This is a genomic window from Streptomyces sp. NPDC001927, from assembly GCF_053594455.1.
Window position 1 is genome coordinate 1 of record NZ_JBSFEN010000009.1, and the last position, 26,471, is coordinate 26,471.

Consider the following 26,471-nt stretch of genomic DNA (forward strand, 5'->3'; position numbering starts at 1 on the left):
GCCCGGTTACATTCCGAACCCGGAAGCTAAGCCTTTCAGCGCCGATGGTACTGCAGGGGGGACCCTGTGGGAGAGTAGGACGCCGCCGAACAATCATTGTGGGAAAGCCCCGCACCTTATGGTGCGGGGCTTTTCTGCGTTTACGGCCCGCCTATCGTTGAGCCATGCGCTATGACCTGGTCGTCTTCGACAACGACGGTGTGCTCGTCGACAGTGAGCCCCTCGCCAACACCATCCTGGCCGGCTATCTGACCGAGCTCGGGCACCCCACCTCCTACGAGGACTCCCTGCGCGACTACATGGGCGCCGCCGTCCATCGCGTACACGATCTGATCCACGAGCGGACCGGGCAGCGGCTGCCCGCGGACTTCGACGAGACGCTGCACGCTCGCACGTTCGCCGCCTTCGAGCGGGAGTTGGAGCCCGTCGCCGGGGTGACCGAGGTGTTGAAGCAGCTCGTTGCGGACGGGGTTCCGTACTGTCTCGCGTCCTCCGGGTCCCATGAGCGGATCCGGGTCGGGCACCGGAAGACCGGGCTCGACGCGTGGTTCCGGGACGAGAACATCTTCAGCGCCGAGGACGTCGGTCGGGGCAAGCCGGCGCCCGACCTCTTCCTCCGGGCCGCCGAGCGGATGGGCGTCGCGCCCGAGCGGTGTGTGGTCGTCGAGGACAGCCGGCTCGGGGTCCAGGCGGCGCTGGCCGCCGGGATGGACGTATACGGGTTCACCGCGATGACACCCGAGGACCGACTCGTCGGGGCCAACGGGTACTTCGGTGGGATGGCCGAGCTTCCGGCGATATTGGGTCTGTGATCCATCTACCCATGGGTAGAACCGGGGCCTACTCTGTGCCGCCATGACGGATGCGCGGTTGCGGCGTGGGCGGGGATCCCTGGCGGTCAGCTTCTTTGTGCAGGGAGTGACGTTCGCGCTCCTGGTGACCCGAATACCGGCGATCCAGGACCGGTACGGGATCTCCGACGGGCTGCTGCCCGTGTTCCTCGCCGCCGTGCCGATCCTCGCCGGTGTGTCCAGCGTGGCCACCGAGAAGGTCGTGGCGCGGGTGGGGCCGGGCGTGGTGCTGCGGTGGGCTCAGCCGCTCGTACTCCTCGGCCTGCTGGCCGTCGGGGCGGGGACGGAGCTGTGGCAGGCCGCCGTGGCCCTCGGCGTCTTCGGGCTCGCGGTCGGTGCCCTGGACGCCTCCATGAACATGCTCGGGGTGAGCCTCCAGCGGGCGTACGGGCGGAGCATCATGCTCGGGTTCCACGCCGCGTACAGCCTGGGCGGGATCGCCGGGGCCTCGCTGGCCTGGGCCGGGGCGCACTGGGATCTGCCGCTGTTCGTGTCCTACCTGCCCGTGGTGGCGGTGCTCCTGCCGGCGGCGTTCGTGGGCAGCCGGTGGTACTTCGGTGGGGAGACCGTCACCCCGTCCGTTGATATCGGCAAGGGCGAGAGTGGGGGCGTCGCCTTCAAGCTGCTGTTGCCGCTCTGTCTCGTCATGACCTTCGCGTACATCGGCGACTCGACCGTCTCCAACTGGAGCGCCAAGTACCTCCAGGACGTGCTCGGCAGCTCGGAGGAGCTGGCGACCGTGCCGTACAACGCGTACATGGTCACCACGCTGCTCGGGCGGGCCGTGGGGGACTTCGGGGTGCGCCGACTGGGGGCCACGGCCGTCGTGCGGGGTGGGGCGGTCCTGGCGGCGCTGGGGTTCGCGGTGGTCGCGGTGGCGCCGGGGGCCTGGGTGGGGATGGCCGGGTTCACGGTCCTGGGGCTCGGGCTGAGCGTGATCGTGCCGCAGACGTTCGCGGCGGCGGGGCGGCTCTTCCCCGGGGCGAGCGACGCGGCGGTCGCGCGGCTGAACGTCTTCAACTACGTGGGGTTCCTGATCGGGTCCCCGTTGGTGGGGGCGCTCGGGGACGCGTGGAGCTATCGGGGGGCGATGCTCGTGCCGATGGTGCTGGTCCTGGTGACGGTGGTGTACGCCACGTCGTTCGGTTCTCGGGCGGCCCGATACGGTGGCGGGCATGAGCGGCCGCGCACTGTTGATGTGGGATGAAGCTGTCACGCAGTACGACTTCGGGTCCCAGCACCCGATGGATCCGGTTCGGCTCGCGCTGACCATGGGTCTGGTGCGGGCCTACGAGCTCGACCGTGCCGTGGACGTGGTGGCGGCGAAGCCGGCCGGTGACTCGACGCTGCGGCTCGTGCACCGCGAGGACTATGTGGCGGCCGTGCGGGCCGCCTCGGCGAACCCGAGGGCCGCGGACCAGGCGTACGGGCTCGGTACGGTCGACGACCCGGCGTTCTCCGGGATGCACGAGGCGTCCGCGCTGATCGCGGGGCAGTCGGTCGGGGCGGCGGAGGCGGTGTGGCGCGGGGAGGACGCGCACGCGGTGAACTTCGCGGGCGGGCTGCACCACGCGATGCCGGGGTCCGCGTCCGGGTTCTGTATCTACAACGACGCCTCCCTGGCGATCGCCCGGCTGCTGGAGCTGGGCGCGGAGCGGGTCGCGTACGTGGATGTGGACGTGCATCACGGGGACGGGGTGCAGGCGGCGTTCTGGGAGGACCCGAGGGTCCTGACCATCTCGCTGCACGAGCACCCGCGGACGCTGTTCCCGCAGACCGGGTGGCCGGAGGAGACGGGCGCGTCAGGTCCCGGCGAGGGGTCCGCGGTGAACGTGGCGCTGCCGGCGGGGACCGGGGACGCGGGGTGGCTGCGGGCCTTCCACGCCGTCGTACCGGAGCTGATCGCGGACTTCCGGCCGCAGGTCCTGGTGACGCAGCACGGCGCGGACACGCACTTCGAGGACCCGCTGGCGCATCTGGCGGTCTCGCTCGACGCGCAGCGGGCGGTGCAGGTCGCCTGCCACGAGCTGGCCCACGCGCACGTGGACGGCGGGAAGTGGGTCGCGCTGGGTGGCGGCGGGTACGCGGTGGTGGATGTCGTACCGCGGTCGTGGACGCATCTGGTGGGGATCGCCGGGCACGCGGAGATCGATCCGGCGTCGGAGATCCCGTCGTCGTGGCGGGACCTGGTGTACGCGCGGACGCGGCAGCCGGGGCCCGCGCGGATGACGGACGGGCGGTGGCCGGTGGGCTGGCGCGAGTGGGAGGAGGGGTACGACCCCGCCGACCGGCTCGACCAGGCGGTCCTCGCGACGCGGCGGGCGTCGTTCCCGCTGCGGGGGCTGCTCGCGTAGGCCGGCCCGCAGCTGGTCGGCGGTTACGCCGACTGTGGGGTCTCGGACGGGTTTTGGCCCCTCGTCAGGTGTGCTGCGTCAGCATCGAGAGGTGCTGAGTACCGGGGCGCTGCGGGCGCATCTGTTGGCGGCGGGGTTGGCCGGGACGGTGGCGACCTCGCGGGAGGAGAGTCTGCGCAGCTATCGGCTCTTCGCCGCGCGGGATCCACGGGTGATGCTGGGTCTCGACCCCGAATGGGGCTGGGGCGAGGGAGACTTGCTGCGGCTGATGGCCGACAAGTGCGGGGTGTCGGGGGATCCGACGCACCGCTCGGGGCTCGATGTCATCGATCCGGAGCGGACGTTGAGCGCGTTGGACGCGTTCGCGGAGCGGCTCGGCGAGGCGGCCGCGCGGCGGGCTCCGGTGCTGTTCGGGACCGGGCATCCGCACCGATTGCTGGGCTTCTACGCCGCGCTCGCAGACGCTCTGTCGGCGGTGGGATGTCTTGTCCTCACCCCCGCGCAGGGGAGATGTGTCGACATAACGACCCGGTTCGGTCTACGCACGTACATCCTCGACTACGCGCGCGGGGTGGCGTTGGTGCGAGAACCCGGTCTGTCGGGAACCGGGCGTGAGACGGGGGCGCACACCCACTCGCCGCTGCCGGTTAGGGCCGCTCTGGAGGGGGTCGTGGAGGGCGGCTGGCCACTTCCGGAATTGGTCGTGGGGGACCACGGATGGGTCTGCGGGGCTGGTCAGCTGGGTATCGAGGCCATCGGGCTGGCCGATACGGACGATCCCGCGCTGTTCGTCGGGGAGGCCGAGGGGCAGGTCTCCGTGGCCGTTCCGCTTGACGACGGGGTACGTGCGGACCACTACCGGCCGCTCACTCGCTATGTACTCAATCGAGCGTGTCTGTCACGGTAAACGGCCGATGGCTGCTCCTCTTCCCCACTCGTACCACACGCCCCTAGTCTGGAGCGTGAGCGCACAGCGACGCAGGGTCACCGGAGGGGAAGCCGGTGGGCGTCGTGTGCGGAAGGTACAGGTGGGTCATGGCTGCTGGCGATAGGCCTCTCAACGAGGTCAAGTTTCTTACCGTGGCGGAAGTCGCCTCGGTGATGCGTGTGTCGAAGATGACCGTGTACCGCTTGGTGCACAGCGGTCATCTGCCGGCGATTCGGGTGGGGAGGTCCTTCCGAGTCCCGGAACAGGCGGTTCACGAGTACCTCAGGGAGTCTTTCGTGGGGGTGGAGACGGCCTAGCCGGGAGCTCGTGAACCCCTCGGATTACAAGCTCGGCGCTCGGGCCGGTAGGCTAGGCCGACGTAGGTCGTGTGGGCCCAGACGCCCCGCACCGAGTGAGAAGAAGTGAGCGAGGGTAGTCGTGGGCTCTGTTATCAAGAAGCGGCGCAAGCGGATGGCCAAGAAGAAGCACCGCAAGCTGCTCAAGCGCACCCGCGTTCAGCGTCGCAACAAGAAGTAAGCGACGGCTGTAACGACGGCTGTTTGTGCGTCGAGCGTGGCCCCGTACCGAAATCGGTGCGGGGCCACGCTTTTTTCGTGGGGTTTTCGGGTCGGGTTCCCTACCGGTGCCCACGGCGGTCATCGCGGCGCAACACCGAGGCGCTACGGTGGCGCACAGGGCCTCGCGGGAGCATCCGGAGGCCCGTACCGACGGAGAACCGACGGAAGGCGCTGATCTTGGGCAAGGTCGTGCTCGTCACCGGTGCGGCCCGGCATCTCGGAGGCCGTTTCGTACGGCGTCTCCAGCGGGATCCCGACGTGGAGCGGGTGGTCGCCGTGGACGCGGTCGCGCCGCCGCACGACCTCGGTGGGGCCGCCTTCGTCCGGGCGGACATCCGCCAGCCCGCCATCGCCAAGGTGCTCGCGGAGCACGAGGTGGACACGGTGGTCCACATGGACGTCACGGGGACGGCGCTGGGCGCCGGTGGCCGGACGTCCATCAAGGAGACCAACGTCATCGGCACCATGCAGCTGCTGGGCGCCTGCCAGAAGTCGCCGCGGATCGGGCGGCTCGTGATCAAGTCCAGTACGAGTGTCTACGGCTCCGCGCCCCGGGACCCGGCCGTGTTCACCGAGACGACCCCGGCGAAGTCGCTGCCGAGCGGTGGCTTCGCGAAGGACGCCGTCGAGGTCGAGGGGTACGTACGGGGCTTCGCGCGGCGCCGGCCGGACGTGGCCGTGTGCGTGCTGCGGTTCGCGAACATCCTGGGGCCCCGGGTGGACTCCCCGCTCGGCGAGTACTTGTCGCTGCCGATCATGCCGACGGTGTTCGGCTACGACCCGAGGCTGCAGTTCGTCCACGAGGACGATGTCGTCGACGTGCTGCACCTGGCGGCGGGCGAGCCGCGCCGGGCGACGCTGAACAGCGGCACGTTCAATGTGGCGGGGGACGGTGTGCTGCTGCTCTCGCAGTGCGCGCGGCGGCTGGGGCGGCCGACGGTGCCGGTGCTGCTGCCTGCGGTCACCTGGGTGGGTTCGGCGCTGCGGACGGTCGGGGTGACCGACTTCGCGCCCGAGCAGATCCGGCTCCTCACCCATGGCCGGGTGGTCTCCACGGTCCAGATGCGCGAGACACTCGGCTTCAGCCCCCGGTACACGACGGCCGAGACGTTCGCGGACTTCGTCCGCAGCAGGGGGCCGGGGCTGCTGCCGCCGGAGACGCTCGCGGGGGCCGTGGACCGGGTCGCTGCCCGGCTGGATCAGAAGGAGCCCAGGTAACGATGGCGGACGCCAAGGTCATTCCGTTCGACGACGACCGTTCCCGGTCGCGCCGGCGCTTCGGCAGGGCGGCCGGGGACGCCGCCGTACGGGCTCTGCCGGGGCAGCACGGGCCGGAGGAGGCCCTCGCCCGGGCCGCGGCGCCGGTGGAGCCCCTGGAGGCCGTGGCGGACGGTGCCGCGGGGGACTCCGCGGACTCCGGGGACGCCTCGGACTCGGCGGGGCGCCGGGACGCGTGGGAGCGGCGGCTCGCGGGTGGACTCGCGTTTCTGCGGCGGCGGGTGACGGGTGAGTACGAGGTCGACGAGTTCGGCTACGACAAGGAGCTCACCGACCAGGTCCTGATGTCGCTCGTGCGGCCGCTCGCGGAGAAGTACTTCCGGGTGGACGTGAAGGGCGTGGAGAACATTCCCGCCGAGGGCGGCGCCCTGGTGGTGGCGAACCACTCCGGGACGCTGCCGCTGGACGGCCTGATGATGCAGGTCGCCGTGCACGACCACCATCCGGCGGGCCGTCATCTGCGGCTGCTCGCGGCGGACCTGGTCTTCATGCTGCCGGTCATCAACGAGCTGGCCCGCAAGGCCGGGCACACCCTGGCGTGCGCGGAGGACGCGGAGCGGCTGCTGCGGGCCGGGGAGATCGTCGGCGTCATGCCGGAGGGCTTCAAGGGCATCGGGAAGCCGTTCAGCGAGCGGTACAAGCTCCAGCGCTTCGGCCGGGGCGGGTTCGTGTCGACGGCGCTGCGGGCCGGCGTGCCGATCGTGCCGTGCTCGATCGTGGGCGCGGAGGAGATCTACCCGATGCTCGGCAACGCCAAGACGCTGGCGCGGGTGCTCGGCTTCCCGTACTTCCCGATCACGCCGACGTTCCCGTGGCTGGGGCCGCTGGGCGCGGTGCCGCTGCCGACGAAGTGGACGATCCAGTTCGGCGAGCCGATCATGACGGACGGCTATTCGCCGGAGGCGGCGGAGGACCCGATGCTGATGTTCAATCTGACCGACCAGGTCCGCGAGCAGATCCAGCACACCCTCTACAAGCTGCTGGTGCAGCGGAGGTCCGTCTTCTTCTGACCCTTACGCGGTACGAGAGTGGGGCGCTCCCTCCGGAGAGGGGGCGCCCCACTGCCGTGTCCGTACGCCTCCTAGCGGGCGTCCTCGCTGTCGATGCCGAGGCCGGGGAGCAGGCCCGGCAGCAGCGGCGGCAGGGTGACGTCCGGCATCGGGGGCGTCGGCTGGCTGCCCGAGGGGGTCGGCAGGGTGCCGCCCGTCGGCGCCTGGTCGAGGAGCCCGCCGGTGTTTCCACCGAGCAGGCCGTCGCTCTCCGGGGAGCCCGTGCCCGGGCCGCTGCCCGAGGGCTGGGGCCGGGTGGAGCCTTCGCCGCCGGCGGTGGGGGCGGCTGGGGAGGACGGTGGACGCTGGGTGTGCGTCCGCGGTGTGTCCTGCGGGGTGGCGGCGCCTCCGCTGTCGACGGCGCCCTTCTCCGGGGTGCGGGGGAGCATGCCCTGGAGCGGCTCGACCTCTTCGTCTATGGCGACGAAGACGTCGTTGACCTCGTTGCCGACGTCGCTGAGCTGGACCGGCAGGCGGTCGCGCAGGCCGATCCAGGTGGACCGGTGGGCCTGCGCGAAGGAGTTGAGCCGGGCCATCGGCCCGATCTCGCCGTCCCGTTCGTACGCCTGGCGCAGCAGCCGGTGGCCTTCGGAGGCGTCGTGCTTCATGCCGCCGAGGACGCGCCGGATCTCGCTGAGCGACTCGTGGTCGAGGTCGCCCGCGCGACCGCGCTCCATGAGCCTGCGGGCCTCGCTGAGCCGGGTCGAGGCCTGGTCCAGGTAGATCCCGCCCCGGTCGGCGTCGTCGTCCGCCATCCCGAGCTTGATGTCTTCCATGCCCCGCTTCAGCCCGTAGAGCGAATCACCGGGGAGGGCGTCGGAACTCGCAGCGGCCACACCGCTGAAAGCGCCCGCGGCCACACCGACCGTGAGCCCGCCCGCGGCGATGCCCTTCGACCAGCGGGAGCGGGGGCGCAATTTCCGGAGCGGGGAGGCCCGGTGGGCACCCCGCCCGCTCGATGTCCGCTGCTCCGGCACCGTAGGGCCCGCGGCTGCGCTCCCCTCCGCGAGCATCGCTTCCATGGCGGCGACGAGCTGCGCTCGTTGCACCACCTTGACCTCAGGGTCCATCTCCGGCTTCGGCAGCTCGCCGAGACCGTTCGCCAGGGCCAACAGCCGCCCCTGCTCGGACGGTTCGGCCGAGAGCTCGGGCTGCTCGGCCGTCGCGTCCTCGGGCGTCCGATCGTCCAGGGCCTGGGCGAAGGCGTTCGCCCGCCGGTGCGCCGATACGTTCGCGATCACTGGCGGCACCTCCTCTCGTCATGACGGTCGACTCCCCGGGGTGTCCGGAAGGTTGCACACCTTGAGCACATCCACACGAACGAGTGAGTGGCTGTGGGCATGGCGTGACCACAGGGAGCCTGCATCCCGCACAACGAGCGGCGCGGCACTTGGGTTACGCGCGAAAGATGATCGGACCAGTGCGTCATCGAGGCGTCACCGACTGTGAGTTGGGCGGGGGTCGGGGGACGTGGGGGGAGGGCGCTGATCACCGGCCCGGGGAGGGTGGGGAAGAGCGCGGGAAGGTGGGGGTGGGGGCGCGACGCGGTCGGTGGGGGGCGCGAGTGGGGGGCGCGAAGGGTCAGCGGGCGTCGTCCGGGAGCAGGCGTGCCAGGGTGCGCACGGCCCGGTACTGGAGGGTCTTGATCGCACCCTCGTTCTTGCCCATGACCCGGGCCGTCTCGGCGACGGAGAGGCCCTGCAGGAAGCGCAGGGTCACGCACTCCTGCTGCTGGGGGTTGAGCCGGCGGACGGCGTCGAGGAGCGCGGCGTTGGAGAGGGACTCCAGGACCGAGTCCTCGGGGCTGCGTTCGACCTCGTTGGCGTCGAGCATCTCGCCGGTGGTCACTTCGAGGCGGAAGCGGCTCGACTTGAAGTGGTCGGCGACCAGGTTGCGGGCGATGGTCACCAGCCAGGCGCCGAAGTCGCGGCCCTGCCAGGTGAAGGTGGAGATCCGGCGCAGGGCGCGCAGGAAGGTCTCGCTGGTCAGGTCCTCCGCCGTCGCCTTCCCGCCGACGCGGTAGTAGATGTAGCGGTAGACGGTGTCGCTGTACTGGTCGTACAGCCGGCCGAAGGCCTCGGCCTCACCGGCCTGGGCGCGCTCGACAAGGTCCATCATGCGGGCGCTGTCGCTGTCGGCGGTGGGGCGGCGGGCGGCGGTCGAGGTTCCGGTGCCGCCGCGGCTGCCCCTTCTGCCGACAGCGGCTCCGCTCTCGGCGAGGGCATAGCAGGGACCGGCGGGTGCCGGTGCGGCGAAGGCAAAGGCGGGGACAGGGCCGGCGTACGCGGTGGGGACGAAGCCGCGCAACTGGTCGAGGACCGTTGCGCGCAGCGTAGCCAGGCCCGAGGCGTCAACCCCGACGTGTGGGTACACGGGACTCCCAGAGGCAGAGCTTCCATCACGTGCAGTGCGGGACCGTTCACTCGTCGTGGCGACGTGTGGGTTCCGTTGTGCGTCTGAGGAGAATAACGCTTCGTACAGGCAGCGCTACACCCAGTTGCTCAAATCATCGATTCCGTCGCATTGGTTACTGCTTGTGGGCGGGATCGATCGCGCTTCGTGACCGGTTGTTGATCGCTTTGCTTCCGAGTGTGACTGCGCGCACGCTCTGTTGTGCTCAAGTGCTAGGGCGTGGAGTGATCCGCGCCGCTGCGGGGTAAGGAGCCGCGAATGCGCCCGAGTCGACCTGTGCGGTCGTGTTCGACCACGCACGGGTGAGGAGGGTTGGTCCCGGGTTGTCGGAGATGATCGCAGCCGAAACGTATCGGCAGCGGCCTGCCACGCCGTTGGGCCTGGGGCTTCCGGACCGGCGTAGCGGCGTCAGCGGCGCCGGCGGTGCAGGGCGACCGCGGCGGCCGTGCCGCCCGCGAGCGCGCCGACGCCCGCCGCGGCCGGGATGCCGACCTTGGCGGCCTTGCGGCCCGTCCGGTAGTCGCGCAGTCGCCATTCGCGGGCCTTGGCGTGCTTGCGCAGCTTGGTGTCCGGGTTGATGGCGTAGGGGTGGCCGACCAGCGAGAGCATCGGGATGTCGTTGTGCGAGTCGCTGTACGCCGCGCAGCGGTTGAGGTCCAGGCCCTCGGCGGCGGCGAGCGCGCGCACGGCCTCGGCCTTGGCGGGTCCGTGCAGCGGTTCGCCGACGAGCTTGCCGGTGTAGACGCCGTCGACGGACTCGGCGACCGTGCCGAGCGCGCCGGTCAGGCCGAGGCGCCGGGCGATGATCGTGGCCGTCTCGACGGGTGCGGCGGTGACGAGCCAGACCTTCTGACCGGCGTCGAGGTGGGCCTGGGCGAGCGCGCGGGTGCCGGGCCAGATGCGGTCGGCCATGTACTCGTCGTAGATCTCCTCGCCGATGGACATCAGCTCGGAGACGCGGTGGCCCTTGACGATGGACAGGGCGCTGTCGCGGGCGTCCTGCATGTGCTCGGGGTCCTCGACGCCGGCCAGCCGGAACCACGCCTGCTGCCAGGCGAACCGGGCCAGTTCGCGGCGCTGGAAGAACTTCCGCTTGTACAGGCCGCGGCCGAAGTGGAAGATCGCGGCGCCCTGCATCACGGTGTTGTCGAGGTCGAAGAAGGCGGCGGCCTCGGAGTCCCCGACGACGGGGAACTCGGGCTCGGCGGGCTTCTCGGGGAGTGCGGTCGCGGCGCGCGCCGTCTCCCGTTCCGCTTCGAGCTGTTGCGAGGTCTTGCGCGCCGCCTCCGCGGCGGCCTCGCCTGCCAGAACGCTGCGCGCGGTGGCGGAGCGCCTACGGGGGGTGAGCCATCCCAATGCGGCCATGTCGTGAGCATAGCCAGTCTGTTCGGTACTTCCCGACCTCCCGGGGTGCCGAGGCGTGAACACTCCGCGACTCTCCTGTTAAACGGACAATGGGGGCAAGCTGGAGACAGGGGCCACGGCCGGGAAGGCCGTGGGCAGCGCCGGGCGCGGCGCAGAATGGACGGCATGTTTGGACGAGCGAAGAAGAACACCTCCGCCGCTTCCGACGCCGCCGCGCGGACGGTGACGCTGATCGGGAAGCCGGGCTGTCATCTCTGCGACGATGCCCGGGCCGTGATCGAGGCCGTCTGCGCCGAGACGGGGGCGCGCTGGGAGGAGAAGGACATCACCCAGGACGAGGAGCTCCACCGGGCGTACTGGGAGCAGATTCCGGTGGTTCTGGTCGACGGCGAGCAGCACACCTTCTGGCGTGTGGACGCCGGGCGACTTCGGCGTGAACTGGGTGGCTGACGCGAAGACGGTTACCATCGTGGACGTTTTGTTGGGTTTCGGGGGCGTGATCGTGAGGAGAGTGTGCGGCTTTGCCCCCTTCGGGTACTCAACGGGCTGACGCGCTCCCCGGTTCCGTCCTGGCGCGATCCTGTCGCGTGACCCCGGTCACTTTGGCCGGACAAAACGGACACCATCTTTGTGCACGCGTTCACAAAGACATAGCCTGCATTCGACGGGGCGGTCTTGGGACACACGGCCGCCTGCAGCCCCGCTCATCCCGCAGGAGCACCGTGGCAACTGGCCGAACTCACCGACCGGCGACCCGTAGCCGAGGAATTCCCGAGGCCACCGTCGCCCGGCTTCCGCTGTATCTGCGTGCGCTCACCGCACTGTCGGAGCGCTCCGTACCCACGGTCTCCTCCGAGGAGCTCGCCGCAGCCGCGGGCGTCAACTCCGCGAAGCTGCGCAAGGACTTCAGCTACCTCGGCTCGTACGGGACGCGAGGCGTCGGCTACGACGTCGAGTACCTCGTCTACCAGATCTCCCGTGAGCTCGGCCTGACGCAGGACTGGCCCGTGGTCATCGTCGGTATCGGTAACCTCGGCGCCGCCCTCGCCGGCTACGGCGGGTTCGCCTCCCGAGGCTTCCGCGTCGCCGCCCTGATCGACGCCGACCCCGCCATGACCGGCAAGCCGGTCGCCGGGATCCCCGTCCAGCACAGCGACGACCTCGAGAAGATCATCAGCGAGGACGGCGTCTCCATCGGTGTCATCGCGACCCCCGCCGGCGTCGCCCAGCAGGTCTGCGACCGGCTCGTGGCCGCCGGAGTCACCTCCATCCTGAACTTCGCCCCGACCGTGCTCTCCGTGCCCGACGGCGTGGACGTGCGCAAGGTCGACCTCTCCATCGAGCTGCAGATCCTCGCCTTCCACGAGCAGCGCAAGGCCGGCGAGGAGGCGGAGGCCGAGGCCGCCGCCGTACCGGCGCCGCCCGTGCCGCTCTCCGCGGCGGGCGAGCCCCAGCCCAAGAACACCGGTCGCAAGGGACCCGACGGGGACGTCCCCGCCGTGATGCCGGCATGAGTCTCCTCGTCGTCGGCCTCAGCCACCGCAGCGCACCCGTCTCCGTCCTGGAGCGGGCCTCGCTCGCCGCGGACACCCAGGCCAAGCTGCTGCAGGACACCCTCGCCGCCGAACCGGCCGCCGAGGGCGCCGTCCTCGCCACCTGCAACCGCATCGAGCTCTACGCCGACGTGGACAAGTTCCACGCCGGTGTCGCCGAGCTGTCCACGCTCCTCGCCCAACACAGCGGCGTCGGGCTCGAAGAGCTCACCCCTTATCTCTACGTGCACTACGAGGACCGGGCCGTCCACCACCTCTTCTCGGTGGCCTGCGGGCTCGACTCCATGGTCGTCGGCGAGGGCCAGATCCTCGGCCAGATCAAGGACGCCCTCGCGCTCGGCCAGGACCTGCACACCGCGGGACGACTCCTCAACGACCTGTTCCAGCAGGCGCTGCGGGTCGGCAAGCGCGCCCACAGCGAGACCGGGATCGACCGGGCCGGGCAGTCGCTCGTCACCTTCGGGCTGCAGCAGCTCGCCGACGGGGCGGACGTCGAGAGCTGGGCGAAGGGCAAGCGGGCGCTGGTCATCGGCGCCGGTTCGATGTCCTCGCTGGCCGCCGCCACCCTCGCGCGCGTCGGCGTCTCCGAGATCGTGATCGCCAACCGTACGGCCGCCCGCGCCGACCGGCTGGTCCAGATCCTCACCGAGCCCGGTGGCACGGGCGTGGCCGCCCGAGCGGTCGAGATGGTTGCCGTCGGCGACGAACTGACACGTGCCGACATCGTCGTCTCCTGCACCGGAGCCACCGGACTCGTCCTGACCGGCGACGCCGTCGAGACCGCGATGGCGGGCCGTACGGCCCCGCTCGCCCTGCTCGACCTCGCCATGCCCCGCGACATCGACGCCGCCGCGCACCGCATGCCGGGCGTCCGGCTCGTCGACATCGAGTCGCTCGCCGAGGCCTCCGCCGACGCCCCCATGGCCGCCGACGTCGACCAGGTCCGCTCGATCGTCTCCGACGAGGTGGCCGCCTTCGGCGCCGCCCAGCGCGCCGCGCACATCACCCCGACCGTCGTCGCGCTCAGGACCATGGCCGCCGACGTCGTCGCCGGTGAGGTCGCCCGGCTGGAAGGGCGCCTGCCCGACCTCGACGACAAGCAGCGCGCCGAGATCACCCAGACCGTCCGCCGGGTGGTCGACAAGCTCCTGCACGCGCCGACCGTGCGGGTCAAGCAGCTGGCCAGCGAGCCCGGCGGCGCCGGGTACGCGGACGCGCTGCGGACACTCTTCGACCTCGACCCGGAGACGGTCGCCTCCGTCTCCCGGGCCGACCTGAATGACGCCGACGTCAAGAACCGAGGGCGAGTATGACCGAGAGGGCACTGAGGCTCGGGACCAGGCGCAGCAAGCTCGCCATGGCCCAGTCCGGTCAGGTGGCCGACGCCGTGCGGCGCGCGACCGGCCGGTCCGTCGAGCTCGTGGAGATCACGACGTACGGGGACGTCTCCCGTGAGCACCTCGCGCAGATCGGCGGCACCGGCGTGTTCGTCGCCGCCCTGCGCGACGCGCTCCTGGCCGGCGAGGTGGACTTCGCCGTCCACTCCCTGAAGGACCTGCCGACGGCCCAGCACCCCGAGCTTGTGCTGGCCGCCATCCCCGAGCGCGAGGACCCGCGCGACGTCCTCGTCACCCGCGAGGGGCTGTCGCTGGACCGGCTGCCCTCGGGCGCCCGGATCGGCACCGGTTCGCCGCGCAGGACCGCTCAGCTCAACGCGTACGCCCGGAGCCACGGGCTGACCATCGAGACCGTGCCGATCCGCGGGAACATCGACACCCGCGTCGGTTACGTACGAAGCGGAGAGCTGGACGCGGTGGTTCTCGCCGCGGCCGGTCTCAACCGCATCGGCGGGACGGCGGAGCTCACCGGCTCCCTGTCGCTCGACCACCTGTCGGTCGACTCCGTCCTGCCCGCCCCCGGCCAGGGGGCACTGGCGATCGAGTGTCCGGCGTCCGACGCCGGTCTCGTCGCCGCGCTCGGCGCACTCGACGACCCGCTCACCCGGGCCTCCGTCACCGCCGAGCGGTCCCTGCTCGCCGCCCTGGAGGCCGGCTGCTCCGCACCTGTGGGTGCGCTGGCCGACCTGCTGACCGAGGATTCCGGCCGCGGGCAGATTGTCACTGAAATGCGCCTGCGTGGCGTCGTCGGCACCACCGACGGCTCGACGCTGGTGCAGCTGTCCACCACCGGTCCCGTACCCGCGTCGCACGACGAGGCGATGGCGCTCGGACGCGAACTCGCGGACGAGATGCTCGCCAAGGGTGCGGCCGGTCTTATGGGGGAGCGAGCACTTTGAGCCCCACCAGCCCGACCACCAGCCCCGCGCCCGCGGCCGTCTTCGGACACGGGAGCGTCACCTTCCTCGGCGCCGGACCCGGCGACCCCGGACTGCTGACACTCCGGGCCGTCGAAGCCCTCGCCGGCGCGGACGTACTGATCGCCGAGCCCGAGGTGCTCGAAGTAGTCCGGTGCCATGCGCGCGCGGGGGTGAGCACGCCTGAGCTGACCGTTGTTGACGAGGCGTCAACAACCGCCGGGGTCCCCGTGTTGAGGGATGCGACCAATCTTGTCATGGAGGCCGCGAGGGGCGGCAAGCGGGTCGTCCGTGCGGTGACCGGCGACCCCGGCCTCGACGGAAACGCAGGTCAGGAGATGCTCGCCTGCGCCGCCGAGGGCATCCCCTTCGAGGTCGTCCCCGGTGTCGCGACGGCCGTCGGCGTACCCGCGTACGCCGGTGTCCCGCTGCGTGACGCGCAGGGCACCGACGTGCGGTTCGTGGACGCCCGTACCGCCGACGACCGCTGCTGGACCGAGGTCGGCGCCTCGGACGGCACCGTGGTCGTCTCCACCTCGCTCGACGCGGTGGCGGCGGCGGCCGGTGAACTGGTGGCGGCTGGCCGTAAGCCGGACACCCCGCTCACCGTCACCATCGGCGGCACCACGACCAGGCAGCGGACCTGGACCGCGACGCTCGGCACCATCGCCCAGGTCTTCAAGCAGGGCAAGGTGCTCCCCTCGCCCGAGGGCCACCGGCCCGTTATAGCCGTGGTCGGCGAGCGCAGCGCCCCGGCGCAGCGGGACCAGCTGGCGTGGTTCGAGTCCAAGCCGCTCTTCGGCTGGCGGGTGCTCGTGCCGCGCACGAAGGAGCAGGCCGCGTCGCTCTCCGACCAGCTGCGTTCGTACGGCGCGGTGCCGCACGAGGTGCCGACGATCGCTGTCGAGCCGCCGCGGACGCCGCAGCAGATGGAGCGGGCCGTCAAGGGGCTCGTGACCGGACGCTACGAGTGGATCGCGTTCACGTCGGTCAACGCCGTGAAGGCGGTGCGGGAGAAGTTCGAGGAGTACGGGCTCGACGCGCGCGCCTTCGCCGGGATCAAGGTCGCGGCGGTGGGCGAGCAGACGGCGGCGGCGCTGGTCGACTTCGGTGTGAAGCCGGATCTGGTGCCCAGTGGGGAGCAGTCGGCCGCGGGTCTTCTCGAGGACTGGCCGCCCTACGACCCCGTTTTCGATCCGATCGACCGGGTGTTCCTGCCGCGGGCCGACATCGCCACGGAGACGCTGGTCGCGGGCCTCATCGAGCTCGGGTGGGAGGTCGACGACGTCACCGCCTACCGGACGGTGCGGGCGTCGCCGCCGCCGGCGGACACGCGTGAGGCGATCAAGGGCGGTGGCTTCGACGCCGTGCTCTTCACGTCCTCGTCGACGGTGCGGAACCTGGTCGGCATCGCCGGGAAGCCGCACAACGTGACCGTCATCGCCTGCATCGGCCCTGCCACCGCGAAGACGGCGGAGGAGCACGGGCTGCGGGTGGACGTGCTCTCGCCGGAGCCGTCGGTGCACAAGCTCGCGGAGGCGCTCGCGGACTTCGGTCTGCGGCGGCGGGCCGCGGCGCTGGAGGCGGGCGATCCGGTGACGCGACCGTCGGAACGGCGGCCGGGGGCGCGGAGGCGTCGGACGACGTAGCGGGTCGCTGCGGTGGGTTGCTTGGGGTGCGGGGCCTTGTGAAGGTCCCGCACCTCGTGCGTGGGGCGGATGCCCACAATGGGTCGGCAAAAGCGGTCCGGCGGCGGGCGTAGCCTCGGGCTATGAACTCGTACGGAACCTTTCCCGGGGCGCGGCCGCGGCGGCTGCGGACGACTCCTGCCATGCGGCGGATGGTGGCCGAGACGCGGCTGAGCCCGGCCGACCTGATCCTTCCCGCCTTCGTGCGCGAGGGGATCACCGAGCCCCGGCCGATCACCGCGATGCCCGGCGTGGTGCAGCACTCGCGGGACACCCTGCGCAAGGCCGCCGTGGAGGCGCTGGAGGCCGGGGTCTCCGGGATCATGCTCTTCGGGGTGCCCGAGGACGCGAAGAAGGACGGTGCCGGGACCGCCGGGACCGACCCGGACGGGATTCTGCAGGTCGCCATTCGGGACGTCCGCGCCGAGGTCGGCGACGAGCTCGTCATCATGTCCGACCTCTGCCTCGACGAGTACACCGACCACGGGCACTGCGGCGTCCTGGACGAGAACGGGCGCGTCGACAACGACGCGACGCTGGAACGTTACGCCGAGATGGCCCAGGTCCAGGCCGACGCAGGCGTCCACGTCGTCGGTCCCTCCGGGATGATGGACGGCCAGGTCGGGGTGATCCGGGACGCCCTGGACACCATCGGCAAGGAGGACGTGTCGATCCTCGCGTACACCGCCAAGTACTCCTCCGCCTTCTACGGCCCCTTCCGCGAGGCCGTCGGCTCCTCCCTGCAGGGCGACCGCAAGACCTACCAGCAGGACCCGGCCAACCTCCGCGAGTCGCTGCGCGAGCTCGCGCTCGACCTGGAGGAGGGCGCCGACATGGTGATGGTGAAGCCCGCCGGCCCCTACTTGGACGTGCTCGCGAAGGTCGCCGAGTCCGTGGACGTGCCGGTCGCCGCGTACCAGATCAGTGGCGAGTACGCGATGGTCGAGGCCGCCGCCGAGAAGGGCTGGATCGACCGCGACAAGGCCATCCTGGAGACGCTCACCGGGATCAGGCGCGCCGGTGCGCAGATGATCCTGACCTACTGGGCCACCGAGGTCGCCCAGAAGCTCGGGCGTCCCTTCACGGGCTGACCCGCAGGTCGACCGGGGAGCGGTTGGTAAGGGAGGGCCCGGCGGCGCACCCTGGAAGTACCTCAGGAGGTGGTCCTCATGATGCACACGCTCGTGGGATGGCACGTCGAGATGGAGTTCCAGGAGGAAGGCGACCGGACGAGGGCGGCCGCCATGGTGCGGTTGGGTGACGGCACGGAGTTCCGCGCCCACGGCAACGCCCAGCGGCACCCGTCCGACCCGGAGCAGTTGCGGGTCGGCGAGGAGATCGCGGGCGCCCGCGCGCTCATGGATCTCGCCTCGCAGCTTCTCCAGAAGGCCCATATGGAGATCGACGAGGTGTCGGGACGCACGTCCCACCCGATTCGGTGACGGAAAGGCCCCGGCACGGTTTCCCGTGCCGGGGCCTTTCTCGTTCGTACGGGTCAGAGGCGCTCGGGCGTCCGGATGCCCAGCAGGGCCATGCCCTGGTGGAGCGTGCGCGCCGTCAGGTCGCAGATGAACAGCCGGTTCTCCGCGATCTCCTTCGGCGGCTCCGGCTTGATGACCGGGCACTGGTCGTAGAACGTCGTGTACAGCGAGGCCAGCTGGTACAGGTACGCGGCCAGCTTGTGCGGGGCGTACTCGGCGGCGGCCTCGGCCACCGTCTCGCCGAACTGGTCCAGGTGCAGACCGAGCGCGCGCTCCGCCGGGGCCAGCTCCAGCTCGGGGTGGGCGACCGGGGTGCGGTCGCCGGCCTTGCCGAAGATCGACTTGATACGCGCGTACGCGTACTGGAGGTACACCGACGTGTCGCCGTTGAGCGACACCATCTGGTCCAGGTCGAACTTGTAGTCCCGCGCCGCCGACGTCGACAGGTCCGCGTACTTGACCGCGCCGATGCCGACCTGGGCACCACGCTCGGCGATCTCGTCCTCGGTCAGGTCGCGCGCCTTCTCGCGGACCACGGACGCGGCCCGGTCGATCGCCTCGTCCAGCAGGTCCACCAGCCGGACCGTCTCGCCCTCACGGGTCTTGAACGGCTTGCCGTCCTTGCCGAGCACCGTGCCGAAGGCCAGCTGGACCGCCTTCACGTCCTCGTTCAGCCAGCCGGCCCTGCGGGCGGTCTCGAAGACCATCTTGAAGTGCAGGGACTGCCGGGCGTCGACCACGTACAGCAGGGTCGTCGCCTTCAGGTTCCCCACCCGGTCCCGGATCGCCGACAGGTCCGTCGCCGCGTAGCCGAAGCCGCCGTCGGACTTCTGGACGATCAGCGGCGTCGGGTTGCCGTCGGGGCCCTTGACGTCGTCGAAGAACACGCAGAGCGCGCCGTTGGAGCGGACCGCGACGCCCGACTCCTCGAGGATGCGGCAGGTCTCCGTCAGCATGTCGTTGTAGCCCGACTCGCCGATCACGTCCGGGTCGTCGATGTCCATGTCGAGCTTGTCGAAGACCGAGTAGAAGTAGATCTTCGACTCGTCGACGAACCGCTGCCACAGGGCACGGGTCTGCTCGTCGCCCGCCTGGAGGTCCACGACCCTCGCCCGCGCCCGCGTCTTGAACTCCTCGTCGGAGTCGAACAGCGCGCGCGAGGCCTTGTACAGCCGGTTCAGGTTGGACATGGCCTCCTCACCGGAGACCTCGTCCTCGGACTTGTGGTCCAGCTCGTGCGGGTGCTCCATCAGGTACTGGATGAGCATGCCGAACTGGGTGCCCCAGTCGCCGATGTGGTGGCGACGGACCACCTTCTCGCCCGTGAACTCCAGGATCTCGACCATCGCGGCGCCGATCACGGCCGACCGGAGGTGGCCGACGTGCATCTCCTTGGCCACGTTCGGCTGGGCGTAGTCGATCACCGTCGTGCCCGCGTCCTCGGCGAACGGCACCCCGAGCCGGTCGTCCAGGGCTCGCGCGGCGAGGGTCTTGATGATCGCCTCGTCCGTGACCGTGATGTTCAGGAAGCCGGGGCCCGAGACCTCGATCTCCTTCAGCACGTCGTTCGCCGGGATTCCGTCGACGACCTTCGTCGCCAGCTCACGCGGGTTGCCCTTGAGCTGCTTGGCGAGCGCCAGGATGCCGTTGGCCTGGAAGTCGGCCCGGTCGCTTCGTCGCAGCAGCGGGTCGGCGGAACCGGCCTCCGGCAGGGCTGCCGAGAGACCTTCCGCGAGACGCTGCTGCACGGTCGAAGCGAGGGAAGGGACCGAGGCCATGAGCTTCCGTTCCTGTCGGTGGTTCGTGGTGGGCTTTATCGCTTGTCAAGTGTCCCATGGGCGGGCAACGTGTTTTCTCCACCTGTGGACAACTTCAGGGCTGTGGACAACCTCGGGGTGGCCGCTTTCGTCTGGGAGAATGGCCGACGTAAGGCTGCAAGGCGTCGAGGGAATCAAGGAAGAAGGACGTACCGACCGTGGCTCAGAGCAGCACAGAGACCGACTGGGTCTCCCGTTTCGCGGACGAGGTCATCGCCGAGTCGGAGCGACGTGCGCCTGGCAAACCGGTCGTCGTCGCCTCCGGACTCTCCCCCTCCGGCCCGATCCACCTCGGCAACCTCCGCGAGGTCATGACCCCGCACCTGGTCGCCGACGAGATCCGCCGGCGCGGCCACGAGGTCCGGCACCTCATCTCCTGGGACGACTACGACCGGTACCGCAAGGTGCCGAACGGCGTCGAGGGCATCGACCAGTCCTGGGCCGAGCACATCGGCAAGCCGCTGACCTCCGTCCCGGCCCCGGCCGGTTCGGCGTACGCGAACTGGGCCGAGCACTTCAAGGCCGCCATGGTCGAGGCGCTCGCCGAGCTGGGCGTCGAGTACGACCCGATCAGCCAGACGGAGCAGTACACGGCGGGCACCTACCGCGAGCAGATCCTGCACGCCATGAAGCACCGCGGCGACATCGACGCCATCCTCGACCAGTACCGGACGAAGAAGGCGCCGAAGAAGCAGTCGCAGAAGCCCGTCGACGCCGCCGAGCTGGAGGCCGAGGAAGGCTCCGGCGCGGCCGACGAGGACGACGGCTCCGGCGGCTCCGGCGGCTACTACCCGTACAAGCCGTACTGCGGCCGCTGCGAGAAGGACCTGACGGCCGTCACGTCGTACGACGACGAGACGACCGAGCTCGCCTACACCTGCACGGACTGCGGCTTCGCCGAGACCGTGAAGCTCAGCGAGTTCAACCGCGGCAAGCTGGTCTGGAAGGTCGACTGGCCCATGCGCTGGGCGTTCGAGGGCGTCATCTTCGAGCCGTCCGGCGTGGACCACTCGTCCCCCGGTTCGTCGTTCGTCGTCGGCGGCCAGATCGTCCGCGAGATCTTCGACGGCGTCCAGCCGATCGGCCCCATGTACGCCTTCGTCGGCATCAGCGGCATGGCCAAGATGTCCTCCTCGAAGGGCGGCGTGCCCACCCCGGCCGACGCGCTGAAGATCATGGAGGCGCCGCTGCTGCGCTGGCTCTACGCCCGCCGCAAGCCCAACCAGTCCTTCAAGATCGCCTTCGACCAGGAGATCCAGCGGCTCTACGACGAGTGGGACAAGCTGGAGGCCAAGGTCGCCGACGGCACCGTGCTCCCGGCGGACGCCGCCGCGCACACGCGTGCCGCCCGCACCGCCGCCGGTGAGCTGCCGCGCACGCCGCGCCCGCTGCCGTACCGCACGCTCGCCTCGGTCATGGACATCACCGCCGGTCACGACGAGCAGACCCTCCGGATCCTCACCGAGCTGGACCCGGAGCAGCCGGTGACCAGCCTCGACGAGGTCCGGCCCCGCCTGGACCGCGCCGAGAACTGGATCACCACCCAGGTCCCGGCCGACCAGCGCACCATCGTCCGCGACGAGCCCGACACCGAGCTTCTCGGCTCCCTCGACGACGAGGGCCGCGAGTCCCTGCGCCTCCTCCTGGAGGGCCTGGACACGCACTGGTCCCTGGACGGCCTCACCACGCTCGTCTACGGCGTCCCGAAGGTCATGGCGGGCCTCGACCCCGAGGCCAAGCCGACCCCGGAGCTGAAGGTCGCCCAGCGCTCCTTCTTCGCCCTGCTCTACAAGCTCCTCGTCAGCCGCGAGACCGGGCCCCGCCTGCCCACGCTCCTCCTCGCGGTCGGCGCGGGTCGGGTGCGCAAGCTGCTCGGCGCGTAACCGCACGGATGTGCCGAAGGGCCGCCACCGGGTTCCGGTGGCGGCCCTTCGCCGTGCTTCTGCGACCTTCGAAGTAGACCCGGTTCCGACGTGCGCACGACGAAACGCGGCGCCCCGCGCGAGACCGTGAAGACATGAAGAACGAAGCCATCGCAATCATCGGCTGGGTCGCCCTCATCCAGGGCGGACTTGGCGCCGGCGGGCAGATCTTCGGCGACAAGGCCTGGGGCCTGCTCCAGAAGTGGTGGGAGATCCCCACCGCCGGATACATCGTCCTCGCCCTCGCAGGACTCGCGCTCGCCCTCTGGGGCGAGGGCGCGAAGAAGCGGGGCAAGGCCTGAGCGAGGCGGCAGCCGCCGTTCAGGCGATGTGGTCCTCCGACAGCTCCCGTTCCATGCGCTGCCTCAGACCCGGCATCCACTGCCGGAGCAGCGAGGCACTGCGCGGGTGATGGACGCCGTACCGGTCGCTCAGCAGTATGTCGAGCTGCTCCACGCTCGGCGGAAGCTCGTTCTCCCCGTAGTACGTCAGCAGCGCCTTGTACGCCGCCTCCGCGAACTCCTCAAGGGGCGGTTCCTGGTCGACGTACTCCGGGTACTCCTCGAACTGCTCCGCGCCCTGCTCCTGGCGCGGGTCGGGGATCGGGAGCTCCTCCGGGCCGTAGGGCACCGCCACAGGCGTCGGCTCCAGGCCTTCGACGATCTGGGGCGCGTACGCCCCTTCGTACGCCTCCGGAGGCATCTGCTGGGCATGGAACCACGGGTTCCCCTGGTTCGCGTCCTGCTGCGGACCCTGCTCCTGAGGCTGCTCCTCGGCCTGGCCCTGCGGAAGCTGGGGCGCCATCGGTGCCACCGGTGCCGGAACCGCCACCGGCTCCGCCTGCGCGACCACCGGCTGCGGGGGCAGCAGCATCGGCTCCACGCCGGCCGCCGCGAGACCGGCCGCGGCCGTCTCCGCGAGCGGAACGCCGTACTTCGCGAGCCGCAGCGGCATCAGCGCCTCGACGGGCGCCTTCCGACGCCACGCACGCCCGAACCGGGCCTGCAGCCGCGCCTGGTAGATCAGCCGGTCCTGCTCCAGCTTGATGACCTGCTCGTACGAGCGCAGCTCCCACAGCTTCATCCGGCGCCACAGCCGGAACGTCGGGATCGGCGACAGCAGCCAACGCGTGAGCCGCACGCCCTCCATGTGCTTGTCGGCGGTGATGTCGGCTATTCGGCCCACCGCGTGACGCGCGGCCTCCACCGCCACCACGAACAGCACCGGGATCACCGCGTGCATACCGACACCCAGCGGGTCCGGCCACGCCGCCGCGCCGTTGAATGCGATCGTCGCCGCCGTCAGCACCCACGCCGTCTGGCGCAGCAGCGGGAACGGGATCCGGATCCACGTCAGCAGCAGATCCAGTGCGAGCAGCACACAGATACCGGCGTCGATGCCGATCGGGAAGAAGTACGAGAAGGTGCCGAAGCCCTTCTCCACGGCGAGCTCGCGCACAGCTGCGTACGAACCCGCGAAACCGATGCCGGCGATGACCACCGCACCGGCGATCACCACGCCAATCAGCACCTTGTGCGTGCGTGTCAGCTGCACCGCGGCCACCCGCGATCCCCTCCCGTCAATCCACATCTCGCGGGCACAGCGTGGCACATGCGCGAGGAGCCCGGCCCCCGGGGGAGGGACAGGCTCCTCGAAAACACGTGCAAAATCGGGTGTACGCGACGTGAACGCGCTCCCCGGCGGCCTGCTCGGCCGCTGCTTGTCCGCTACTTGTTCGCCGCCGCGACCGCCGCGACCGCCTCCTTCGAGGCCTTCACCGCGCCGTCCATCACCGTCTTGTCGGAGGGCGCGTCCGCACCCGCGTACCCGGCGCCGTTGTACGTCAGCAGCACCAGCACATTGCCCGTGCGGGCGACGACCGAGACGTACTTGAAGTCCTCGTCCGTCTTCTTCAGCTCGTACGCCACCGTCTTCGCCTGCTCGCCGATGCCCGAGGCGTCCGCCGTACGGATCTTCTTGGCGCCCTCGGTGGCCTCGACCTTCGCCAGCTCCTTGGCGAAGTTGGTCTGGGCGCGCTCCTGGCCGCTGCCGAGCGAGCCGTCCGAGGCGTAGCGGTAGAACGAGACGTCGAGCCAGCGGTACTGCGAGCCCTTCACGCCCTTGTCGTCCAGACCGTTCCACGAGCAGCCGCCACGGCTCTCGACATCGCTGGACGGCGCCGCCGTACCGTTCTTCGCCTTCGCCTTCGGCACCAGAGCCGCGGTCGTCTGGGCGGTGATCGACTTGCAGACATCGGGCAGCTTCGCGAACTTCGCGGGCTCGACCGTCTTCGTCGACTGCGAGGCGTTCGGCGCCGACGACGCGGAACCCTTGCCCTTGTCCGGGGTGCCCGAGGCGCCGTCGGAGTCGGAGGAGCAGCCGGCGACGACGAGCATCACCGGGACGGCTGCGCAGGCGAGTATGCGGGTGAGTCGCGGGGCTGATCGGTGCATGGTTCCTTCAGTCGCTTGTCGTACGGTCCGGTCAGGAGGGGGTACGCCGACACGTTACGTGGTCCGGGAACGGGCGCGGAGGGACTCCCGGACGCCCGTCCCGCGGCTACTCCTCCAGGCGCTCGGCGAGCAGCCGGGCCAGATTCCGGGCCTTTTCCTGCAGTTCCTGGCTGTCGGGGGCCTCCGCGGAACCCGTCGTCTGCTCGACGTACTCGACCGTCACGATCACGTTGGATGTGCGGAACACCACGCTGACCGTGCGGTGCCGGCCGTTCGCGCCGCCCGCGCTGAGCGCGTCGTCGAGGAACGCCACCTGACCGAGACCCTGCAGGACGCGGGGCTCCAGACCGGTGGTGGGGGCGGTGGTGGGCGTGGGGGGCGCGGTGCCGGTGGGGGTGCCCGAGGGCGTGCCTGAGGGCGTGCCCTGGGGGGTGCCGGGAGCCGTCGTGGCGCTCGGGGTGCCGGTCGCCGTGGAGCCGGGGGTGCCCGTGCCGCTCGGGGTGGTGCCCGTCGGGGGCGGCGGGGGCTGGGGGAGGTCCGCGGCGAGCTGCTTGCCGGCGAAGACCTCCTGCGCGCGATCGTCGTCGCTCACGGCCGGGTCGTACGACACCACCCGCTCGATGTCGAGCCGCAGCCGGTGCATCGAGTCGGGCGTGTCCGCCTTCCAGCTGCAGCCGACCCTGCGGTCGGTGTCGTACGTGACGGCGGCCGTGCCGCGGTACGCGGCGTCCCGCTCGTCGTCGGGGAGCTCGGTGGCGCCGGGGAGCAGGTCGCGGAGCGTGTTCTGCGGGACCGCGCCGCAGGGCTCGAAGAGCGTGCGGTAGCGGCCGGGGGGCGCGGCGGGGGCGGCCGGGCCGGCCTTGGAGTCGACCGCGCCGGTGCCCGCCCCGCTGCCGGCGGAGCATCCGGTGAGCCCGAGGACGAGCGCGGCGCAGAGCGCCGCCAGACCGGGTACGTACGCCTGTCGCTGCACGCTCGCAGGCTCCCTTCTCCCGAGGACTCCCCGAAAACCCTTTGCCGCCGGAGACCGGTCGGTGGACACAATGTCTATCGCACGCGCTGCCGTTGATGCCGGTCCGTCGTCACCTGTACGGGCCTTGGAACCGGTTTTTGCGTTATCAGGCTTTTTGGGGGAATCGAGGAAGTATGTCGTATGTAGAGGTACCGGGTGCGAAGGTGCCCATCCGGATGTGGACCGATCCTTCCATGATCGACGAGGGCGCGATGCGCCAGCTCCACAACACGGCCACCCTTCCGTGGATCAAGGGCCTCGCTGTGATGCCGGACGTGCATTACGGCAAGGGCGCCACGGTCGGTTCGGTGATCGCCATGCAAGGGGCGGTGTGTCCGGCGGCCGTGGGCGTGGACATCGGCTGCGGGATGTCGGCGGTGAAGACCTCCCTGACGGCGAACGACCTGCCGGGGGACCTGTCGCGACTGCGGTCGAAGATCGAGCAGGCGATTCCGGTGGGGCGTGGGATGCACCGCGACATGGTGGATCCGACGAGGCTCTACCAGTTCGGGACGAAGGGGTGGGACGACCTGTGGTCGCGGTTCGACGGGATCGCGGAATCGGTCAAGTTCCGTCACGAGCGTGCCGAGAAGCAGATGGGAACGCTCGGGAGCGGCAACCACTTCGTCGAGTTCTGTCTCGATGAGGAGGGGTCCGTCTGGCTGATGCTGCACTCCGGTTCGCGGAACATCGGCAAGGAGCTTGCCGAGTACCACATCGGCGAGGCGCAGAAGCTGCCGCACAACCAGGGTCTGGTCGACCGGGACCTGGCCGTCTTCGTCGCGGACACCCCGCAGATGGCGGCGTACCGGAACGATCTCTTCTGGGCGCAGGAGTACGCGAAGTACAACCGCGCGGTCATGATGGCGCTCTTCCAGGAGGTCGTGCGCCGGGAGTTCCGCAAGGCGAAGGTGACCTTCGACCCGGTGATCTCCTGCCACCACAACTACGTGGCGGAGGAGCGGTACGAGGGCATGGACCTGCTTGTCACCCGTAAGGGAGCGATCCGGGCCGGCTCCGGCGACTTCGGGATCATCCCGGGGTCCATGGGCACGGGCTCGTACATCGTGAAGGGGCTCGGCAACGACGCCTCCTTCAACTCGGCCTCGCACGGCGCCGGCCGGAAGATGAGCCGGTCCGCGGCGAAGCGGCGCTTCTCGACGCGGGACCTGGAGGAGCAGACGCGGGGCGTGGAGTGCCGTAAGGACTCCGGTGTCGTGGACGAGATCCCGGGTGCGTACAAGCCGATCGAGAAGGTCATGGAGCAGCAGCGTGACCTGGTCGAGGTCGTCGCCAAGCTGAAGCAGGTCATCTGCGTGAAGGGCTGAGTGCGCGTGAAGGGCTGAGTGTGCGGCGAGGCGTTGAGTGTGCGGTGAGGCGTTGAGTGCGCGGCGGCGAGGGACGGGGGACGTCCTC

General features: G+C 70.5%; 25 protein-coding genes and 1 rRNA gene. 19 read left to right on the forward strand and 7 right to left on the reverse strand.

The features are described 5' to 3' along the window. The 9 genes from rrf to ACWCO8_RS24070 all read left to right on the forward strand — a co-directional run. Positions 1-91: ribosomal RNA gene (rrf, locus tag ACWCO8_RS24030) — 5S ribosomal RNA — on the forward strand; the annotation flags it as partial. A 73-nt stretch (positions 92-164) separates the two neighbouring features. Continuing rightward, positions 165-812: an HAD family hydrolase gene (locus ACWCO8_RS24035; protein WP_451033986.1), complete on the forward strand. Its 648-nt coding sequence runs from the start codon at positions 165-167 to the stop codon at positions 810-812. A gap of 43 nt (positions 813-855) precedes the next feature. After that, positions 856-2,058, forward strand: a complete 1,203-nt coding sequence (locus tag ACWCO8_RS24040; protein WP_451033987.1) for an MFS transporter — start codon at positions 856-858, stop codon at positions 2,056-2,058. After that, positions 2,027-3,205 (forward strand): acetoin utilization protein AcuC, encoded by a 1,179-nt coding sequence (locus ACWCO8_RS24045; RefSeq protein WP_451033988.1) that lies wholly within the window; start codon positions 2,027-2,029, stop codon positions 3,203-3,205. Before ACWCO8_RS24040 ends, ACWCO8_RS24045 begins: the two co-directional genes overlap by 32 nt. Positions 3,206-3,296: 91 nt before the next feature. Further along, entirely contained in the window at positions 3,297-4,112 is an 816-nt protein-coding gene (locus ACWCO8_RS24050; RefSeq protein ID WP_362017172.1) for a phosphatase, read from the forward strand. Between the two features lie 128 nt (positions 4,113-4,240). Then, entirely contained in the window at positions 4,241-4,450 is a 210-nt protein-coding gene (locus ACWCO8_RS24055) for a helix-turn-helix domain-containing protein (RefSeq protein ID WP_158988220.1), read from the forward strand. Positions 4,451-4,571: 121 nt separating this feature from the next. Beyond that, positions 4,572-4,670: a 30S ribosomal protein bS22 gene (locus tag ACWCO8_RS24060; RefSeq protein ID WP_003948845.1), complete on the forward strand. Its 99-nt coding sequence runs from the start codon at positions 4,572-4,574 to the stop codon at positions 4,668-4,670. Positions 4,671-4,888: 218 nt separating this feature from the next. Continuing rightward, positions 4,889-5,929 (forward strand): NAD-dependent epimerase/dehydratase family protein, encoded by a 1,041-nt coding sequence (locus tag ACWCO8_RS24065; RefSeq protein WP_451033989.1) that lies wholly within the window; start codon positions 4,889-4,891, stop codon positions 5,927-5,929. 2 nt (positions 5,930-5,931) lie between these two features. After that, positions 5,932-6,999, forward strand: coding sequence for a lysophospholipid acyltransferase family protein (locus ACWCO8_RS24070; RefSeq protein WP_451033990.1), 1,068 nt, complete (start codon positions 5,932-5,934; stop codon positions 6,997-6,999). Between the two features lie 71 nt (positions 7,000-7,070). Here ACWCO8_RS24070 and ACWCO8_RS24075 read toward each other — a convergent pair whose 3' ends face one another. The 3 genes from ACWCO8_RS24075 to ACWCO8_RS24085 all read right to left on the reverse strand — a co-directional run bounded on the left by ACWCO8_RS24075 (position 7,071) and on the right by ACWCO8_RS24085 (position 10,815). Next, positions 7,071-8,279 carry a DUF5667 domain-containing protein gene (locus tag ACWCO8_RS24075; protein ID WP_451033991.1) on the reverse strand — a complete coding sequence of 403 codons (1,209 nt, stop codon included), beginning with the start codon at positions 8,277-8,279 and terminating at the stop codon, positions 7,071-7,073. Positions 8,280-8,619: 340 nt separating this feature from the next. After that, positions 8,620-9,411, reverse strand: coding sequence for an ECF subfamily RNA polymerase sigma factor, BldN family (locus ACWCO8_RS24080; RefSeq protein WP_361964681.1), 792 nt, complete (start codon positions 9,409-9,411; stop codon positions 8,620-8,622). A gap of 447 nt (positions 9,412-9,858) precedes the next feature. Continuing rightward, positions 9,859-10,815, reverse strand: coding sequence for an HAD family hydrolase (locus ACWCO8_RS24085; RefSeq protein ID WP_362017164.1), 957 nt, complete (start codon positions 10,813-10,815; stop codon positions 9,859-9,861). Between the two features lie 156 nt (positions 10,816-10,971). Here ACWCO8_RS24085 and ACWCO8_RS24090 point away from each other — a divergent pair, with 156 nt between their 5' ends. The 7 genes from ACWCO8_RS24090 (at position 10,972) to ACWCO8_RS24120 (ending at position 17,812) form a co-directional block, all read left to right on the forward strand. Further along, the gene (locus ACWCO8_RS24090; RefSeq protein ID WP_451033992.1) at positions 10,972-11,265 is read left to right on the forward strand and encodes a glutaredoxin family protein; all 294 of its coding nucleotides are present in this window, start codon (positions 10,972-10,974) and stop codon (positions 11,263-11,265) included. Between the two features lie 272 nt (positions 11,266-11,537). After that, complete coding sequence (locus tag ACWCO8_RS24095) at positions 11,538-12,329, forward strand: redox-sensing transcriptional repressor Rex (RefSeq protein WP_451033993.1); 792 nt, start codon at positions 11,538-11,540, stop codon at positions 12,327-12,329. Next, the gene (locus ACWCO8_RS24100) at positions 12,326-13,681 is read left to right on the forward strand and encodes a glutamyl-tRNA reductase (RefSeq protein ID WP_362017158.1); all 1,356 of its coding nucleotides are present in this window, start codon (positions 12,326-12,328) and stop codon (positions 13,679-13,681) included. The genes ACWCO8_RS24095 and ACWCO8_RS24100 overlap by 4 nt, the downstream gene beginning before the upstream one ends. Continuing rightward, on the forward strand, positions 13,678-14,664 hold the full coding sequence (gene hemC / locus ACWCO8_RS24105; RefSeq protein WP_451033994.1) for a hydroxymethylbilane synthase: 987 nt from the start codon (positions 13,678-13,680) through the stop codon (positions 14,662-14,664). Before ACWCO8_RS24100 ends, hemC begins: the two co-directional genes overlap by 4 nt. Next, positions 14,661-16,331, forward strand: a complete 1,671-nt coding sequence (locus ACWCO8_RS24110) for a bifunctional uroporphyrinogen-III C-methyltransferase/uroporphyrinogen-III synthase (protein WP_361964669.1) — start codon at positions 14,661-14,663, stop codon at positions 16,329-16,331. The genes hemC and ACWCO8_RS24110 overlap by 4 nt, the downstream gene beginning before the upstream one ends. 122 nt (positions 16,332-16,453) lie before the next feature. Next, on the forward strand, positions 16,454-17,461 hold the full coding sequence (hemB, locus tag ACWCO8_RS24115; protein ID WP_451033995.1) for a porphobilinogen synthase: 1,008 nt from the start codon (positions 16,454-16,456) through the stop codon (positions 17,459-17,461). Between the two features lie 81 nt (positions 17,462-17,542). Further along, positions 17,543-17,812, forward strand: a complete 270-nt coding sequence (locus ACWCO8_RS24120) for a DUF1876 domain-containing protein (protein ID WP_362017186.1) — start codon at positions 17,543-17,545, stop codon at positions 17,810-17,812. Positions 17,813-17,865: 53 nt separating this feature from the next. Here the strand turns inward: ACWCO8_RS24120 and argS are convergent, their stop codons facing one another. Next, complete coding sequence (gene argS, locus ACWCO8_RS24125; RefSeq protein WP_451033996.1) at positions 17,866-19,629, reverse strand: arginine--tRNA ligase; 1,764 nt, start codon at positions 19,627-19,629, stop codon at positions 17,866-17,868. Between the two features lie 197 nt (positions 19,630-19,826). On the opposite strand from argS, the gene lysS reads away from it, so the two are divergent. Next, on the forward strand, positions 19,827-21,551 hold the full coding sequence (gene lysS / locus ACWCO8_RS24130) for a lysine--tRNA ligase (protein ID WP_451033997.1): 1,725 nt from the start codon (positions 19,827-19,829) through the stop codon (positions 21,549-21,551). Between the two features lie 134 nt (positions 21,552-21,685). Then, positions 21,686-21,892, forward strand: coding sequence for a hypothetical protein (locus ACWCO8_RS24135; RefSeq protein WP_451033998.1), 207 nt, complete (start codon positions 21,686-21,688; stop codon positions 21,890-21,892). A gap of 19 nt (positions 21,893-21,911) precedes the next feature. On the opposite strand, the gene ACWCO8_RS24140 is transcribed toward ACWCO8_RS24135, so the two are convergent. The 3 genes from ACWCO8_RS24140 to ACWCO8_RS24150 form a co-directional block, all read right to left on the reverse strand. Next, positions 21,912-23,153, reverse strand: a complete 1,242-nt coding sequence (locus tag ACWCO8_RS24140; RefSeq protein ID WP_451033999.1) for a DUF2637 domain-containing protein — start codon at positions 23,151-23,153, stop codon at positions 21,912-21,914. Positions 23,154-23,317: 164 nt separating this feature from the next. Continuing rightward, positions 23,318-24,043, reverse strand: a complete 726-nt coding sequence (locus ACWCO8_RS24145; RefSeq protein WP_362017146.1) for a DUF3558 family protein — start codon at positions 24,041-24,043, stop codon at positions 23,318-23,320. A 106-nt stretch (positions 24,044-24,149) separates the two neighbouring features. Next, complete coding sequence (locus ACWCO8_RS24150; RefSeq protein ID WP_451034000.1) at positions 24,150-25,016, reverse strand: DUF3558 domain-containing protein; 867 nt, start codon at positions 25,014-25,016, stop codon at positions 24,150-24,152. A 173-nt stretch (positions 25,017-25,189) separates the two neighbouring features. Between ACWCO8_RS24150 and ACWCO8_RS24155 the strand changes: the two genes are divergently transcribed. Continuing rightward, positions 25,190-26,383 carry an RtcB family protein gene (locus ACWCO8_RS24155; protein ID WP_362017142.1) on the forward strand — a complete coding sequence of 398 codons (1,194 nt, stop codon included), beginning with the start codon at positions 25,190-25,192 and terminating at the stop codon, positions 26,381-26,383. Positions 26,384-26,471 lie beyond the last annotated feature (88 nt).